This window comes from Luteolibacter sp. (assembly GCF_058122085.1).
In genome coordinates this window covers 1-16,113 of the sequence record NZ_JBIKBQ010000095.1, presented here as the reverse complement: position 1 = coordinate 16,113, position 16,113 = coordinate 1, and the positions used below count along the sequence as shown (strand labels likewise).

At 62.7% G+C, this 16,113-nt stretch carries 12 protein-coding genes; 6 read left to right on the top strand and 6 right to left on the bottom strand.

What is annotated here, in order from left to right; all coding sequences use genetic code 11:
- Positions 1 to 159 precede the first annotated feature (159 nt).
- From AC4DF4_RS14020 to AC4DF4_RS14010, 3 genes are all read right to left on the bottom strand, one after another.
- Positions 160 to 555 (bottom strand): hypothetical protein, encoded by a 396-nt coding sequence (locus AC4DF4_RS14020; protein ID WP_490048733.1) that lies wholly within the window; start codon positions 553 to 555, stop codon positions 160 to 162.
- A 59-nt stretch (positions 556 to 614) separates the two neighbouring features.
- Entirely contained in the window at positions 615 to 830 is a 216-nt protein-coding gene (locus AC4DF4_RS14015) for a hypothetical protein (RefSeq protein ID WP_490048732.1), read from the bottom strand.
- Positions 831 to 1,169: 339 nt separating this feature from the next.
- Entirely contained in the window at positions 1,170 to 4,190 is a 3,021-nt protein-coding gene (locus AC4DF4_RS14010) for a vitamin B12-dependent ribonucleotide reductase (RefSeq protein ID WP_490048731.1), read from the bottom strand.
- A gap of 273 nt (positions 4,191 to 4,463) precedes the next feature.
- Between AC4DF4_RS14010 and ric the strand changes: the two genes are divergently transcribed.
- Positions 4,464 to 5,183 (top strand): iron-sulfur cluster repair di-iron protein, encoded by a 720-nt coding sequence (ric, locus tag AC4DF4_RS14005; protein WP_490048730.1) that lies wholly within the window; start codon positions 4,464 to 4,466, stop codon positions 5,181 to 5,183.
- An 88-nt stretch (positions 5,184 to 5,271) separates the two neighbouring features.
- Positions 5,272 to 6,711, top strand: a complete 1,440-nt coding sequence (locus AC4DF4_RS14000) for a nitronate monooxygenase (protein ID WP_490048729.1) — start codon at positions 5,272 to 5,274, stop codon at positions 6,709 to 6,711.
- Positions 6,712 to 6,817: 106 nt separating this feature from the next.
- On the opposite strand, the gene cimA is transcribed toward AC4DF4_RS14000, so the two are convergent.
- The gene (gene cimA, locus AC4DF4_RS13995) at positions 6,818 to 8,386 is read right to left on the bottom strand and encodes a citramalate synthase (protein WP_490048728.1); all 1,569 of its coding nucleotides are present in this window, start codon (positions 8,384 to 8,386) and stop codon (positions 6,818 to 6,820) included.
- Positions 8,387 to 8,638: 252 nt separating this feature from the next.
- Here cimA and AC4DF4_RS13990 point away from each other — a divergent pair, with 252 nt between their 5' ends.
- Entirely contained in the window at positions 8,639 to 10,495 is a 1,857-nt protein-coding gene (locus AC4DF4_RS13990; RefSeq protein WP_490048727.1) for a PSD1 and planctomycete cytochrome C domain-containing protein, read from the top strand.
- 22 nt (positions 10,496 to 10,517) lie between these two features.
- A complete protein-coding gene (locus tag AC4DF4_RS13985) occupies positions 10,518 to 11,954 on the top strand; it encodes a DUF1501 domain-containing protein (protein WP_490048726.1) in 1,437 nt (478 codons plus the stop codon).
- 132 nt (positions 11,955 to 12,086) lie between these two features.
- Here the strand turns inward: AC4DF4_RS13985 and hflC are convergent, their stop codons facing one another.
- Both hflC and hflK read right to left on the bottom strand, forming a co-directional pair.
- Positions 12,087 to 13,061 carry a protease modulator HflC gene (gene hflC / locus AC4DF4_RS13980; RefSeq protein ID WP_490048725.1) on the bottom strand — a complete coding sequence of 325 codons (975 nt, stop codon included), beginning with the start codon at positions 13,059 to 13,061 and terminating at the stop codon, positions 12,087 to 12,089.
- Positions 13,062 to 13,085: 24 nt separating this feature from the next.
- A complete protein-coding gene (hflK, locus tag AC4DF4_RS13975; RefSeq protein ID WP_490048724.1) occupies positions 13,086 to 14,054 on the bottom strand; it encodes an FtsH protease activity modulator HflK in 969 nt (322 codons plus the stop codon).
- Positions 14,055 to 14,294: 240 nt separating this feature from the next.
- Between hflK and AC4DF4_RS13970 the strand changes: the two genes are divergently transcribed.
- Both AC4DF4_RS13970 and AC4DF4_RS13965 read left to right on the top strand, forming a co-directional pair.
- Positions 14,295 to 14,954 carry a TPM domain-containing protein gene (locus AC4DF4_RS13970; protein WP_490048723.1) on the top strand — a complete coding sequence of 220 codons (660 nt, stop codon included), beginning with the start codon at positions 14,295 to 14,297 and terminating at the stop codon, positions 14,952 to 14,954.
- Positions 14,951 to 15,979: a hypothetical protein gene (locus tag AC4DF4_RS13965; RefSeq protein WP_490048722.1), complete on the top strand. Its 1,029-nt coding sequence runs from the start codon at positions 14,951 to 14,953 to the stop codon at positions 15,977 to 15,979. The genes AC4DF4_RS13970 and AC4DF4_RS13965 overlap by 4 nt, the downstream gene beginning before the upstream one ends.
- Positions 15,980 to 16,113: the final 134 nt, after the last annotated feature.

Sequence of the window (16,113 nt, the reverse complement as noted above, 5' to 3'; positions counted from 1 at the left end):
TGGGAGAGGCGGAGGCATGGCGGCTGGAAACCGCCGCCACGGACTAACCGACCAGCTCGTCGGTCGATCCGAACTCCTGGGAGAACAGGCGCTTGCTTGTAGGTCCGCACGGCGTCGCCATTTTGTTGGCGGCGACCCGATATTCTCCGTGGCAAACCATCAAGACATCCCCTTGTGCAGATCCCTGATGCTCCACAAGAGTCCTTTCGCGCCGTTGCCGCTGCCTCTCATTGTCCGCGCGCCGTCTTTGCGCGTGGCTCCGAATCGCTCCCGCGCGCTCGCAAACGCCTCGTCCACGAAACTCCGGCTGCCGATCACCGCTCCATCGGTGAAATAGCGGACCCGGCAGCGCAACATCTTCCCAAGCGGGATTTCTCCATCCTGTTCGCGTTCGCGCTCCGCCTTCTCCTTCTCCTTCTCCTTCTCCTTCTCCTTCTCCTTCTCCTCCGTCCCCAGCGCAAACCGCCGGTCCACCACCCGCGAGATCACGTGGTAAAAGACCGGTTTCCCGGTGGATTTCCTCCACTCCGCCAACCAGCGTGCCCTTCTGCTCATGCGGAAGAACTACCGGAGCGGGGGATGAATGACAAGAAAAGACTCTGACTAAAGGTCTGTCAATTTGTCATGCAGAGCGTGGGGCTAAGCGCGGGCTGGAGAGTGGCGATATTGCTCATCATGCCCAGTTCGTGGAAGCGCGCGAGGTTGGGCATCTTGCCGGCGTCCAGCAGCGGGTGGATCACCTTCCAGTCGGCCGCGTCCCAACCGACAAGCAGGACTTTCCGATGTCCGGTCGGGGCAGGGGTGGGAGTGGGGGAAAGTTTCTGGAGCATCGTTGCGCAGGTGTAAACCAAGGCAAGTGCCGGTGCACTCTGTGCTCCAAAGCATCTGACCGCAAGGGATTTTTCCTAGCTCTAGGAATATGCTTTCTGCGTCGGTAATCGAGCACAAGCATTCAATCGGGTCTGGTCTGGGGAGCGTCGATAGGGTCAGTGAAAGCGCCGGGACAAACCGGCTTGGAATAGAGAATGAAAGAGTCTTACAGAGCATATGACTAAAGGCCTGTCCCTCTGTCATGAATTTCCCGGCGTGTGTGCATGTGGGAATCATGCCTGTGAATGGCCATGGGTCAATGCCGGGAAATTGTCCCTCCGGTTGAAAGCGGCGACCCATCAACTGCATCCCTGGCTGGTGCCGCACTGGGTGCACACGCCGCAGGCACCGGCGCGGATGACTTTGTCCGAGCCGCAGTGCGAGCAGATGACGCCCATGTAGGCGGTGCCGAGCGCGCGTTTGACGCGGCTCTGGCTGCTGTCGAGGTTGAGCTCGCGGACCGGGCGGTTGAGCGCGGTTTGCTCCATTTCGGCGACTTCGGGCAGCGGCAGTTCGCCCTGGCCGTGGTCGGGCGAGGTGGCTTTCCGATAGCCCTGGATGAACTCGCAGCCCATCCAGCGGAAGACGTAGTCGGTGATGCTGAAGGCGGTGCGGATGTCCGGGTTCTTGGTGAAGCCGCTGGGCTCGAAGCGCTGATAGGCGAACTTGTTGACGAGCTGCTCCAGCGGCACGCCGTATTGCAGCGCGATGGAGGTGAGCGTGGCGACGGTGTCCATCAGGCCGCCGATGGTGCTGCCTTCCTTGGACATCTGGATGAAAATCTCGCCCGGGCGGTGGTCCGGATAGAAGCCGACGGTGAGGTAGCCCTTGTGGCCGGCGATCTCGAACTTGTGGGTGAGCGACATGTGGGTGTCGGTCATCGGCTGGCGGATCGGGGCTTCGAGGCGTTGGCGGAGCGCTTCGTTCTCACGGGCGAGTTCCTCGATTCTGGCGGCCAGCGCGTCGGCCGGAGCGGCGGTGTCGTCGGCGCTGCCGCCCATGCCGGTGGTCTTGCGGGTGTTGAGCGGGGCGCTGCGCTTCGAGCCGTCCCGATAGATGGCCACGGCCTTGAGTCCGAGCTGCCAGGCCTCGCTATAGGTCTGCATGATGTCCTCGACGCTGGCGTTTTCCGGCAGGTTGACGGTTTTGGAAATCGCTCCTGACAGGAACGGCTGGGCGGCGGCCATCATCAGCAGGTGGCCGCGGTATTGCAGGCTGCGGCTGCCGTTGTAGGGCTTGAAGGCGCAGTCGAAAACCGGCAGATGCTCGTGTTTCAAGCCGCTGGCGACGGGCTCGCCGGTGGCTTCGTCGGTGACGTCCTCGATGGTGTCGTATTGCTCGATGTGGCCGAGGATGGCGGCGGTTTCATCGAGCGTGTAGCCGAGCCGGGTGAGGGCGGGAGGCACCGTGCGGTTGACGATTTTCAACATGCCGCCGCCAGCGAGCAGCTTGTATTTCACCAGCGCGATGTCCGGCTCGATGCCGGTGGTGTCGCAATCCATCAGGAAGCCGATGGTGCCGGTGGGTGCCAGCACGGTGACCTGGGCGTTGCGGTAGCCGTGGCTGCGGCCGGCCTGCAAGGCGCGGTCCCAGGCGGTGCGGGCGCTGTCGATGATCGGCGCGCAATCGCCGCGGCCTTCGAGTTTTCCGGCGCGGTCCTGATGGCGCTTGATGACTTCAAGCATCGACTCCTCGTTGGACGCGGCGGGCGGGTGGGTGACCTCGCCGTAGCGGGCGTCCCGATAGGATGGAAACGGGCCTTTTACCGAGGCCATCTCGGCGCTGACTTCGTATGCATGGCCGGTCATCAGCGCGGTGATGGCGGCGGCGAAGGTGCGGCCCTCGTCGCTGTGATAGCCGAGGCCGCGGCTCATGATGAGCGCCCCGAGATTGGCGTAGCCGAGGCCGAGCGTGCGGAAGGCGTGCGAGTTTTCGGCGATCGGCTGGGTCGGATAGCTGGCTCTATCCACGAGGATTTCCTGGGCGACGATGAAGAGGCGGATCGCGGCCTGGAAGCGCGCGGTGTCGAAAGAGCCGTCGGATTTCTGGAAATGGACGAGGTTCAGCGAGGCGAGATTGCAGGCGGTGTCGTTGAGGAAAAGGTATTCTGAGCAGGGGTTGGTCGAGTGCTGGCGGCCGCTGCCCTTGCAGGTGTGCCACTCGTGGATGGTAGAGTCGAACTGCATGCCGGGGTCGCCGCAAGTCCAGGTGCCGAGGGAGATTTTCCGCAGCAGCTCGCGGGCGTCCTTTTTCTCGCAGGGCTCGCCGTCGATGACGCGGCGGGTCCACCAGTCGCCACCGTCGGCGGCGGCCCGCATGAACTCGTCGCTGGCGCGGACGGACAGGTTTTCGTTTTGGAACATCACCGAGCCGTAGGCGTCGCCGTTGTAGCTGCCGTCGTAGCCCTGCTCGATGAGCGCCCAGGCCTTCTTTTCCTCGATGGTCTTGGCCTCGATGAAGTCCTCGATGTCCGGATGCCAATCTTTGAGCGTGTTCATTTTCGCGGCGCGGCGGGTCTTGCCGCCGGACTTCACGGCGTTGGCGACCTGGTCGTAAATCCGTAGGAACGACATCGGCCCGGACGGCCTGCCGCCGCCTGATAGTTTCTCGCGGGACGAGCGCAGGGTGGACAGGTCCGAGCCCGAGCCCGAGCCGTATTTGAAGAGCATGGCCTCGGAAGTGGCGAGGCGCATGATGTCCTCCATGTTGTCCTTCACGCCCTGGATGAAGCACGCGCTGGCCTGCGGATAGTGGTATTGGCCGGGCGCGCGGCGGGCTTTTCCGGCCGCGGGGTCCCAGAACCAGGAACCCTCGCCGCCGTTCTCGCCGACGCCGTAATGGTGGTGGAGACCGACGTTGAACCACACCGGCGAGTTGAACGCGCCGTGCTGATGGAGGCAGAGCCAGGTGATGTCCTGATAAAAATTCTCCGCGCTCGCGTCATCCGCGAAGTAACCGTCGGCGAGTCCCCAGTCGGCGATGGTGCGGGTGACGCGGTGGATGAGCTGGCGGACCGATTGCTCGCGGCCGCCTTTGAGAGGGTCCTTGCCGAGCGAGGCGTCGCCGTAAAAATACTTGGAGACGGCGATCTTGGTGGCGAGTTCGCTCCAGGCCTTGGGCACCTCGACGTTTTCCTGGCGGAACATCGCCTTGCCGCTGTCGTCGGTGATTTCCGCCGTGCGGTGGTCCCACTCGATCTCGTCAAACGGCGAGACTCCGGGCGTGGAAAAACGGGCTTCGAAGGTGAGTCCGCAAGGGGCGTCCGAAGCGGGGAACGACGGGCGGGGCGGGGAGTCGAGGGTGGCGGCGGGCGGGTTCATGGGTGGTGGTGTTGAGTTGGGAGACCGGCGGCGGGCGGGTGTTTGGTTTTTCGTGAAAATCCAGCAGGCACCAAATATGGTGTAGCGCAGTGTGGTTAATCTACCATGGATAGCTTCGGCAAGCATAAAACGCGGAGTTGGCTGCAACCTTGATGGCTCTAAGGATGAAAGTTCTGGCAGGAATTCGCGGGCTCTCGGAGTTGGTCGGCAATTCGCGAAAAAACTTTCTTTAATGTTGATCTCGGCCGAAGGATGGGTGAACTTCGCCGCGCTATGAGTCATTCACCAACTGTATTTTCGCCCGCCGGAACTCCCTTGATCGACCGCACCGTGGGTGAGATCGTCGCCGAAAGCCCGACGCTGGCGCGGGTTTTCCAGTCCTTCAAAATTGATTTCTGCTGCCAGGGCGGACGCACCTTGCGCGAGGCCTGCGAGCTGAAAGGCATCGCGGCCGAGTCCGTGATGGAGCAGTTGGAGGCGGGGATGCTGGAGAAGGGGAATCCTTCGGAAAACCCCGCGTTGCTGCCGCCCGTCGAGCTGGTGGAGCACATCGTCAGCACCCATCACGCCTATCTGCGTAGCGAATTGCCGCGCCTGCACGCGATGACGGAGCGGGTCGCGCGGGTGCATGGCGGGCACACGCCGTCGCTGGTGGAGGTGCATCAGATTTTCACGGAAATGGCCGCGGAACTGGACAGCCACCTCATGAAGGAGGAGGGGATTCTGTTTCCGGCGATCGTAGAGATGGTGGAAAACGGCGCCACCGTCCTACCGATGGACGGCCCGATCGCCTGCATGCTGCACGAGCACGACGACGCCGGTTCCGCGCTTTCCCGCCTGCGGGCACTCACCAACGGCTTCACCCCGCCGCCCGAGGCCTGCAATACTTACCGCGCTTTGTTCGCCGGCTTGCTCGAACTGGAGGACGACCTGCACCGGCACATCCACCTGGAGAATTCCGTGCTGTTCCCTGCCGCGCTTGCGATGGCGTGACCGCCATTTCCGCCGCTTTTCAAGCGATTTTCTATGCACCGACTGCTTTGAAATTGGCGGACTGGTGAACTCTCCTACCTTTCACCAAATGAGCGCAATCCTCGCATCTTCCTGTCTAGCCGATGCCTCGATGTTGCCGCCGATCATCCAGGGCGGGATGGGAATCGGAGTTTCCGGCTGGCGCCTGGCGCGGGCGGTTTCGCAGCTGGGCCAGCTCGGCGTGGTCTCGGGCACCGCGCTGGATTTGTTGCTGACGCGGCAACTCCAGATGGGCGACGCCGGCGGCCACTTGCGGCGCGCGCTCGACGCGTTTCCCTATCCGGAAATCGCCAGGCGCATCCTCGGCCGCTATTACATCCCCGGCGGCAAGGCGGATGACGCCCCTTTTAAAACGCCGCCGATGATTTCACACGAACCGTCTTCCTCGACCCGCGAGCTGGTGATCGCGTCGAGTTTCGTCGCGGTCCATCTCGCCAAGGAGGGGCACGCGGGATGGGTGGGTCTCAATCTGTTGGAAAAAATCCAGACGCCGACATTGCTGGCGCTCTACGGCGCGATGCTTGCCGGCGTCAACGTGGTGCTGATGGGCGCGGGCATTCCCCGGCAGATCCCGAAAATCCTCGATGATCTGGCAGCCGGACATCCCGCGGAGATGCGCCTCGATGTGACGGGCGCGAAGGAGCCTGTGCTCATCCACCTCGATCCCGCAGAATTCGGTCCCGTGCCGGAACTCGCGCGCCCGATTTTTCTCGCGATCGTTTCCTCGCCGGTGCTCGCAGAAAATTTGCGCCGCAAATCTTCCGGGCGAGTCGATGGATTCGTGGTGGAGGCTTCGATCGCCGGCGGCCACAACGCGCCGCCGCGCGGGCCGATGCTGCTCACGCCCGAGGGCGAGCCGATCTACGGCGAGCGCGACCGGATCGATCCCGCAAAGTTCGCTGAAATCGGCCTGCCGTTCTGGCTAGCCGGCGGTTACGGCCGCATCGGCAAACTCCGTGAAGCGCAGGCGCTCGGAGCGAAGGGAATCCAAGTCGGCACGGCGTTCGCGTTTTGCGAGGAGTCCGGATTCGATCCTTCGATCAAGATCGAAATCCTAGCAGGCGTGAAACGCGACGATTTGAAAGTCCACACCGACGCCTTCGCTTCGCCCACCGGCTTTCCGTTCAAGGTCGCCCAAGTCACGGGCAGCATCGCCGATCCGGCGGTCTATCAAGAGCGCGGCCGGGTGTGCGATCTCGGCGTGCTGCGCGAGATTTTTCAGAAGCCTGATGGCGGCATCGGCTTCCGTTGCTCGGCCGAGCCCGAGGAAACCTACATCGCGAAAGGCGGTGATCCGTCGCAAACCGCGGGCCGCGTTTGTTTGTGCAATTCGCTCGCCGCGTCTGCCGGAATCCCGCAGATCCGCCATGGAAATTTGGAGCCGCAGCTCATCACCATCGGCGACGATCTCGACGCCGTGCGGGAGTCGCTGTTAGATGGTGGAGACAGCTACACCGCCGCGGATGTGATCGAGCGATTGCTGGCGTGAGGGGCGCGGGCATTCTTGTCCGTGAGGCCGATGATTGGGGGAGGGTGAGCCTGAAACCGCCCGGTTTTCGCTGCTCACGGGCAGATGGACGAGACGTCCATCCCCCTTATTTCTTCCGCTGGAGGAAGAGGTCGATGCCGTCCACCAGCGCGAGCCAGCTGGCTTCGATGATGTTGTCGGAAACGCCGACGGTGCCCCAGGTGGTCTCGCCGTCGGTCGAGACGATGAGCACGCGGGTCTTGGCGGCGGTGGCGTCATGGCCGTCGAGGATGCGGACCTTGTAATCGACGAGCGAGACGCCGGAGATTTCCGGATAGAACGGGAGCAGCGCCTTGCGCAGCGCGAGGTCGAGCGCGTTGACCACGCCGTGGCCTTCCGCGACGGTGAGCTCGGGCGTGCCGTTGACCGCGAGCTTGACGGTCGCTTCGCAAATCGGCGGGTGGCCGTCGCGGTATTGGCGGAAGGTGGTGTGGTATTCCTTGAGGTCGAAGGTTTTGACGTAGTCCCCGAGCTCGCGGCGGATGAGGATTTCCAGCGAGCCGCCAGCGGCTTCGTAGGAGTAGCCTTCATTTTCGAGCTCCTTCACGCGGCGCAGGATGGCACCGGCGACGGGCGAACTTTTTTCTAGCGGTAAGCCGAGTTCGGCGGCTTTGACGAGGATGTTCGACTGGCCGCTGAGTTCGGAAACGAGGATGTTCTGGGCGTTCCCGACGCTGCCGGGGACGATGTGCTCGTAGCTGCGGGCGAGTTTCTGCACGGCGTTCACGTGCATGCCGCCCTTGTGGGCGAAGGCGGTGCGGCCGACGAACGCGGCGCGGGCGAAGTGCGGGTTGTTGGAAACGTCGTCCACGAAATACGACAGGTCGCGGAGTTGTTCGAGGTGCGGGACGACCGGCATGTCCATCTTGAGCTGGAGGATGGGGATGACGGAGGTGAGGTTGCAGTTTCCGGTGCGCTCGCCGTAGCCGTTGATGGTGCCTTGGATTTGGCTCGCTCCGGCCCTGACGGCGACGATGGCGTTGGCGACGGCGAGCTCGCAGTCGTTGTGCGTGTGGATGCCGAAGGGCGTGTCAGGCAGGTGCTTTTTGACGGCCATGCAGATTTGCATGACTTCTGATGGAAGCGTGCCGCCGTTGGTGTCGCAGAGGACGAGGCAGGCGGCACCGCCCTCGGCGGCGGCTTGCAGGGTGGCGAGCGCGTGGTCCGGCGAATCCTTGTAACCGTCGAAAAAGTGCTCGGCGTCATAGATCACCTCGCGGCCGTGTTTCACCAGATAGGCGACGGTGTCGCGGATCATCGCCTGGTTTTCCTCGACGGTGGTGCGGAGGACTTCGGTGACTTGGAGCTCCCAGCTTTTGCCGAAAATGGTGACCACCGGCGTTTCGGCTTCGAGCAGCAGGCGGACCTGCGGATCTTCTTCGATCGGCGTGTCCGCGCGGCGGGTGGAGCCGAACGCGGCGAGCTTGGCGTGCTTGAGTTTGAGGTTCTTCGCCTCGCGGAAAAACTCGATGTCCTTCGGGTTGGAGCCCGGCCAGCCGCCTTCGATGTAGTCGATGCCGAACTCGTCCAAACGCTTGGCGATCCGCAGCTTGTCGAGGCCGGAAAGTTGGAATCCTTCGCCCTGCGTGCCATCGCGCAGGGTCGTGTCGTAGAGAAATACAGGTTTGGAGCTCATCGGCAGGGGCGCGGAACTTAATGGCCGCCGCGCGGATGGGCAAGGGAGAAGCGCGGGGGCGTCAGGGTTGGGGGAGGCCGGGGCGGAGCGGCAGGCATTGGTGGCCCCCGCAGTGAGAAATTTCCTTGGTGAAAGATCTCCTCCGGAAATATCGTTTTCCGAGCTGCCGCTTTGCAACCCCGCCCGATTTACAAAATGACCGATTCACGACCGTCCCTGCTCCCCGGAATGTTGCCGCTTCTTTTGAGCGGAATGGCACTGATTGCACCGGTCTCGGCCGCCCCGGATTTCGTTCACGAGGTCGCGCCGATTTTGAGAAAGCACTGTTCCGAATGTCACACCGACACCAAGAAAAAGGCCGGACTCTCGATGAATGACGAGGCGTCGTTCCGCGAGGGCTCGGAAAACGGCCCGATCATCGACGCCGCGCACCCGGAAAAAAGCCTGATTCTCGAACTGATTTCGTCCGATGACGAAGACCTCCGGATGCCGCCGAAAGGCAAGGGCCTCAGCGACCCGCAGGTGGAAATCATCAAGGCCTGGGTGCTCTCCGGGGCGAAATGGGAGCCGGGTTTTGCATTCAAAAAGCCGGCCTACGAGCCGCCGCTTCGCCCTCGGAATCCCGAGCTTTCGGCCGCCCGCGACGGCCGAGCCAACCCGATCGACCGGATCATCGACCACTACCTCGCCGAGAAAAAACAGCCCCGGCCCGCGCCGCTCGACGACACCGCGTTTCTCCGGCGCGTCCACCTCGATCTCGTCGGATTGCTTCCCTCGGTGGAAGCCATGCGGACTTTCACCGCCGACCGGGCACCGGACAAGCGGGCCCGCCTGGTGGACACCTTGCTCGCGGACAAGACCGCCTACGCCGAACACTGGCTGACGTTCTGGAACGACCTCCTTCGCAATGACTATGCCGGCACCGGCTACATCGACGGCGGCCGCAAGCAGATCAGCGGCTGGCTCTATCAGGCGATTTACAACAACATGCCCTACGACGAGTTCGTCCGCCAGCTGGTCGCGCCGAATCCCGAGAACGAGGGTTTCGCCAACGGCATCAAATGGCGTGGCAGCGTTTCCGCGGCGCAAATCACCCCGATGCAATACGCCCAGTCGGTCGGCCAGACCTTTCTCGGCATCAACCTGAAGTGCGCGTCCTGCCACGATTCATTCGTCGACCGCTGGAAGCTCAGCGAGGCGTATGGTCTGGCGGCGATCTATGCGGACGAACCGTTGGAAATGTTCCGCTGCGACAAGCCGACCGGCAAGACCGCCGTCCCCGGCTGGTTGTTCCCGGAACTCGGCACGGTTGACGCCAGCCTGCCGAAGGCCGGGCGCTTGAAACAGCTAGCGGCCCTCATCACCCATCCGGAAAACGGACGCACCCCGCGCGCCATCACCAACCGTCTCTGGCAGCGTTTGATGGGACGCGGCATCGTGCATCCGGTGGATGCGATGCAGTCGCCGCCGTGGAACGAGGATCTTCTGGATTACCTCGGAGTGCACCTCGCGGGAAACCAGCAGGATTTGAAAAAAACGCTGCGACTGATTTGCCTTTCGGCGGCCTATCAATCGAAGTCCGAGTCGTTCGAGGAGATACCGCGGGAATCCAACTATGTCTATCAAGGCCCGCGCCCCAAGCGGCTCACCGCCGAGGAGTTCACCGACGCGATCTGGCAGATCTGCGGCACCGCGCCAGGCAAGATCGATGCACCGGTGAAGCGCGATGCGTCCGCCACCCCGCAGCCGATGGTTCGCGCGGCGTTGTTGAAATCCGACTTGCTGATGCGCACGCTCGGCCGGCCGAACCGTGAACAGATCGTGAGCACCCGGCCGAACGATCTCGCGACCTTGGAAGCGATGGATCTCAACAACGGCGCGATCCTCGACCAGCGCCTAGCCGAGGGCGCGCAATCGTTGTTAGCCAGGAACCTCGCTTCTTCCGCCGATCTCGCCAAATACGTCTGGCAGGCCGCGCTTTCCCGGGATCCGACGCCGGACGAGCTCAGGCTCGCCGTCTCCCTGCTGGGCGCGAAGCCGGAAGCCGCCGCCATCCAGGACTTCTTATGGGGAGTCTTCATGCTGCCTGAATTCCAGATCGTCCGTTGAACCACTTCCTGAACTAACCGCCATGCAACCGCTCCAGCTCGACCCCGAACAGCCCCGCCGGGATTTTCTGAAAAAACTTTCCGCCGCCTCCATCGCCGCGCTGATGGCCCGCGCGCCCCGCGCGGCGGCGGAGATTGTCATCCAGCCGAAGGCCACGGCGGACGCCTGCATCCTGCTGTGGATGGGCGGCGGCATGGCGGCTCCGGAAACCTTCGATCCCAAAGCCTATCAGCCGTTCGTCAAGGGCGCGCCCGTTTCGAAAATGTTATCCACTTTTCCGAAAATCGATACCTCGGTGGACAATATTAAAATCTGCCAAGGCCTCGAAAATATTGCCAAAGTGATGGATCGCGCGACTCTTATCCGCTCGGCCGTGCAGCCGGATCTCGGGACGATTCTGCATTCCCGCCATCAATACCACTGGCACACCGGCTACGTGCCGCCGCAAACCGTCGCCGCGCCACACATCGGCGCGTGGATGGCGAAGGTGCTCGGCCCGCGCAATCCCGTCATGCCGGCCTTCATCAACATCGGCCAGCGGCTCGAAGGCCACGGCGAAAGCGAGGAACTCAAAGCCTTCACCACCGGCGGATTCTTCGGTGCGGAGTTCGGGCCGATGAATCTCCCCTTCCCCGGCGAAGCCAAGCTCGCCGTGCGCCCGCCCAAGGGCATGGATCCCGGACGTTTCGCCAACCGTCGCGCGTTCTTCAAAAATCTCATCGATCGCAATCCCCACCGCGATCTGATTTCCGACTACCAGCAAGAGTCGATGCTCCGCTCGCTGGACAGCGCCCACAAACTGCTTTCGGCCCCCGAGGCGAAGGCCTTCGATCTCGATCTGGAGTCCAAGGAATCCCGGGCGGCCTATGGTGACAGCCACTTTGGCCAAGGTTGCCTGTTAGCGAGAAACCTGGTGGCGAACGGCGCAAGATTTGTCGAGGTCACGACCGAATATGTGCCATTCCTTCATTGGGACACCCACGCTGACGGACACGCGGTGGTGGAGCGGATGCACCGCGAAATCGACTCGCCAATCGCCCGCTTAATCCTCGATCTGGAGGAGAGAAACCTGTTGGATCGCACGCTGGTCATCATCGCCTCCGAATTCAGCCGCGATGCGATGATCGAGGGCGTCCCCGGCTCGAAGGCGCAGGATCAATCCAACGCGAAGTCGGATGTGCTGTTGGAGCCGAAACACTACGGCCTGCACCGCCATTTCACCGGCGGCTCGTCGGTGGTGATGTTCGGCGGCGGAATGAAAAAGGGCTTTGTTTACGGCTCCACGGCAGACGAGCGCCCGTTGATCGCGACCACGAACCCGGTTTCCATCAGCGACCTCCACGCCACGATTTTCACCGCCATGGGCATCAGCCCGAAGACGATGTATGAGGTCGAGCAGCGTCCGTTTTACGCGACCGAAGATGGCAAGGGAGTTGCCGTGAAGGAAATTTTTGCTTGAGGGATTCCATCGCCCGCTGGCGGGGGTGTTTTTTCGGACTGCGGTGACATGTCCTGCCCGTTTGCCACTGGCCGACATGTCGGCCAGTGGCAAAGCTCCGACATGTCGGAGCAGTCCATACGGCGGCCGCCCTCAGGGCTTCGGCGTCTCGATGTGTTTGAAGAGGCGGAACAGGTCGCTGTTGGAAGTCATGATGGTGGTGGTGTCCTTGCCGAGGGTTTTTTGGTAGGTCTCCAGGGTCTTGACGAACTGGTAGAAGTCCGCGGCGGAGGGGCTGGAGCTGTAGGCGGAGGCGTAGATGCCGGTGGCCTGGGCGTCGGCCTTGCCCTTGATTTCCTGTTCCTTGCGGTAGGCTTCGGACTGGATCGAGAGCAGGTCACGCTCCTTGCGGCCGAGGATTTTGGCGGCCTCGCCGGCGCCTTCCGAGCGGAAGCGGTCGGCGATCTGCTCGCGCTCCGAGGACATCCGCTTGTAGATCTTGTCGATGACGCCGGGCTTGTAGTTGATGCGCTTGAAGCGGACGTCGAGCAGCTCGATGCCCCAGGAGCGGACTTTCGGCTGGGCGGCCTTGAGGATTTGCTCGTCGAGGGTGTTCCGGCCGAAGCGGATGGGTGGGAGCTGGCCGAGGTTGGTGTTGGCCACGGTGAGCGCCTCGTCGCGGGCGGGCTTGCGGTCCTTGTCGCTGCGGATCACCTCGATCAGATCGTGGGAGGCGATGACGTTGCGGGTCTCGCTGCCGATGATGTCGTCGAGCCGGGAAAGGGCGCTGCGCTCGTCGCGGAGTTTTTCGAAGTAGGTCTTGGGGTCGGAAATGCGCCAGCGGGCGAAGTTGTCCACGGTGATGTAGAGCTTGTCGCGGGTGGGCATTTCGGTGGCGGGGCCGTCCCATTCGAGCATCCGCTTTTCGATGCGGTTGATCTGCTGGATGAAGGGCTTTTTCCAATGCAGGCCGGCCTCGTTTTTCGCGGGGTCGGAGTTGATCGGATTTCCGACCGGCTTGCCGAACTCGGTGATGAAGACCTGCTCCGTTTGGTTCACGGTGTAGGCGCTGCTGGCGATGATGATGACGCCGGCGAGGGCGATGAGGAGAAGGGTGATGGTTTTCATGAAGTTGGAAAGTTAGGGGTCGGATTACTTGAGGTTCATGAGCGGGAGGAACTGCTTGGCGTCCTCGTCGATGATGATTTTCGAGCCGAGCTTGGGCAGGACCTCGTTCATGGTTTCCAGATAGAGGCGTTGTTTGGTGATGGCCGGGGCCTTGTCGTATTGCACGAGGAGCTCCTTGAAGCGGGCGACGTCGCCCTCGGCCTCGTTGACGCGCTGGACGGCGAAGCCCTCGGCGCCGGAGATCCGCTGGTCGGCGAGTCCCTTGGCGCGCGGGATGACTTTGTTATACTCGCCGTTAGCCTCGTTGATCATTTGTTCGCGCTCCTGCTGGGCGCGGTTGACCTCGTCGAAGGAGCGCTGGACCGGCGCGGGCGGGTGGACGTTCTTGAGTTGGATCTGCTCGGCGCTGACTCCCATGTTGAGCTTTTCCAACAGGACTTTCAGGCGGATGAGCGCTTCGGTTTCGATCTCGGTGCGGCCGATGGTGAGGACCTCGTCCACGGTGCGGTCGCCGATGACCTCGCACATCACGCCCTCGGTGAGGTCGCGCAGGGTGCCACCGGGGCGGCGCACTTGGAAAAGATAGTCCTGCGGCGAGGAGATGCTGTATTGGAGGATCCACTCGACTTGGGCGGCGTTGAGGTCGCCGGTGACCATGTCGCGCTCGAGTTCGGGCGCTTCGCTGGCTTGGTCGGGGTTGGTCGCGCCTTGTGTGATAAACCCGAACTCCAGCTTCAGCTGGCGGCGGACCGGCACGATGGTGGCGGTGTCGATGCCGTAGGGCAGCTTGAAGTGCAGGCCGGGCTTGGCGATTTCCTTGAATTTCCCGAAACGCTGGACGACGGCTTCCGACTCGGGGCTTACCGTGTAATAGCTTGAAAATAGTCCTATCAGGACAAAAACGCCGAGCGGCGAGAGGATGAGCCACTTGGGGTGGAAGTTCAGCTTCGGGCGGGGAAAATCGATGGTGCTATTGAGCGGAGGCGGTTTCATGATCGGATAGGGAAAGTTGTCGGGGGCGCGCGCTTCAAGCGCGGCGGAACCGGAAGCTAGGGACAAAGCGCGGAATTAGGAACCTTGAAAATTCAGCGGTGATTGTAATCGGCCGGGACGCGGTTTTGCAACCTGTGAATCCTCCTGCCTTCCGGGCGGTCCTGATTTATTCCGCGCCTCCTGATGATTCGCTTTGACGAATTATGACAAGCACCATAGAAAAATCCGTCGTTGTCGTCTATGAAGTGCCCCCGTTGTGTCCAGCGAATCCACCGAGCTGCGGCGTCCTGCCCGCATTGTGGATTCACGCTCGCCGATGCGGACGCGCGCTTCGGCGCGGAGGAAGTGAGAATCCGCTGCCTGACTGACAGCGCCGGCATCCTCCGCCGCGGCGACCGCGAGAAGGTGGAGCTGGCGATGGAGAAAATCACCCGCCGTTTCCCGCAGGTTTTCGTGGCGATTTATACCGGATCGCTGGGCGAGGTGGCGAACATCCGGCAGTTCGGTTTCTGGCTGTTGAACCGCTCGGCCTTCGAGGACGTGCCTGTGGAGAAGCCGAACGAGGCGGGCATCCTCATCACCATCGATCCCGAGTCCAAGGCGGCCGGGATGGTTTTCGGTTATCTGCTCGATCCGTTTCTCGAAGATGCCGACACCTTCGAGTGTCTTTCCCGCGCGCACGCTTACTGGCTTGAGGGGCGCTATGCCGAGGGGCTTTTGCGGGTTCTGAAACACCTCGACGGCATCCTTCGCAAGCGCAGCCGCCAAGCCCGCCGCGATCCGGAACACTTCGAGCGCAAGGTCATGCCTCCCGCGCAAATGGGCGATCTGGTCCGCCGCATCCGTGCGGGCCACCGTCCGGTCATCGAGGAAGAAGCAACCGCGGAGGTCCTGCCGTGAGATTTCTGCCGGTCATCGCCACGGCCGTTTTCATTGCTGACGCGCATGCCCTCGTCGAGCCGGCGCTTCCGGTCTGGGACCTCAAGGAACGCGCCGAAATGGAAGCCACCGGCTGGATTCCCGGAGCCATCCTGCTAACCGACGCCCCCGTGCCCGACGAGCCGGAGCATGCCGCCCCCGAGCCGCTTCAGGTCGAGCAACCCAAGCCGGAGGAAATCGCCGGAGACCTCAAGCCGTCGTCCGACATCGCCGAGAAATTCCTGCCCGCCTATTTCGCCGAGCGCCCCAAATCCTTCCTGATCGATCCCCAGGGCCTGCTCTCCCCGGCCGACTACCGGGACCGCCTGAGCTTCCTCAATTACCACGCCAGCGACTCGTCCATCGACCTGTTCGTTTACGTGATGGGCGGCGAGCAGGACATCCCCAGCGAGGTCCGCGAGGAGGAAATGATCGAGCGCTTTTTCTCGGAGGGACGCCCCGCGGTGGTCGTTTACTACTACCTCGGCGCGCCGCAGCGCTCGGTCGTTTATCTCAGCCCGTCCATCACCGACTCGGTCTCCGCCGCCGAGCAACACCGCGCGCTGGAAAGCTCGGTGATGCAGGCGTTTGAAAAAATCAGGCCCGCCGAGCAGATCGAGAAATTCCTCGTCCAGATGTCCATCCGCATCTACTGGATGGAGCGGATGTTAGCCGGTGAGCCCGCCGCCGGCGATGCTCCGACGCATGTGGTCTCCGCCGCCATGACGCAGGCCGCCGCGAAATCCGCGAAACTGCTCGAGCTCCAGGAACTCGCCGCCAAGTTCGCCGCTCCCGCCGGCATGGTTCTCGGCGCCATCGTGCTCGTCTTGGGTTTCAACCGCTGGTTGCGGCTCAGCGCGCGCTACCGGTTCCCGGATTTCGAGGTCGAACCCCGTCTCGGCGGAGCGCACGCCGCCGGGGTCGGCGCGGTGATTTCCTTCGCGAGCGCCGCCGTGCCGCCCGCCTCGCAGCGCGACCAGGTGCCGGACTACTTGCGCCGGGCTTGATCTTCGGCACCGCCTCGGTCCCACGGCGGATTTTAAAAAATCGGCAAAAATCTGGTTTTCAGCTGATTGAGCCAAATTACTGAACATGTTCTGCGCCTTCGGGCACAACTCGCGCATGGCCACATCCCGCTACC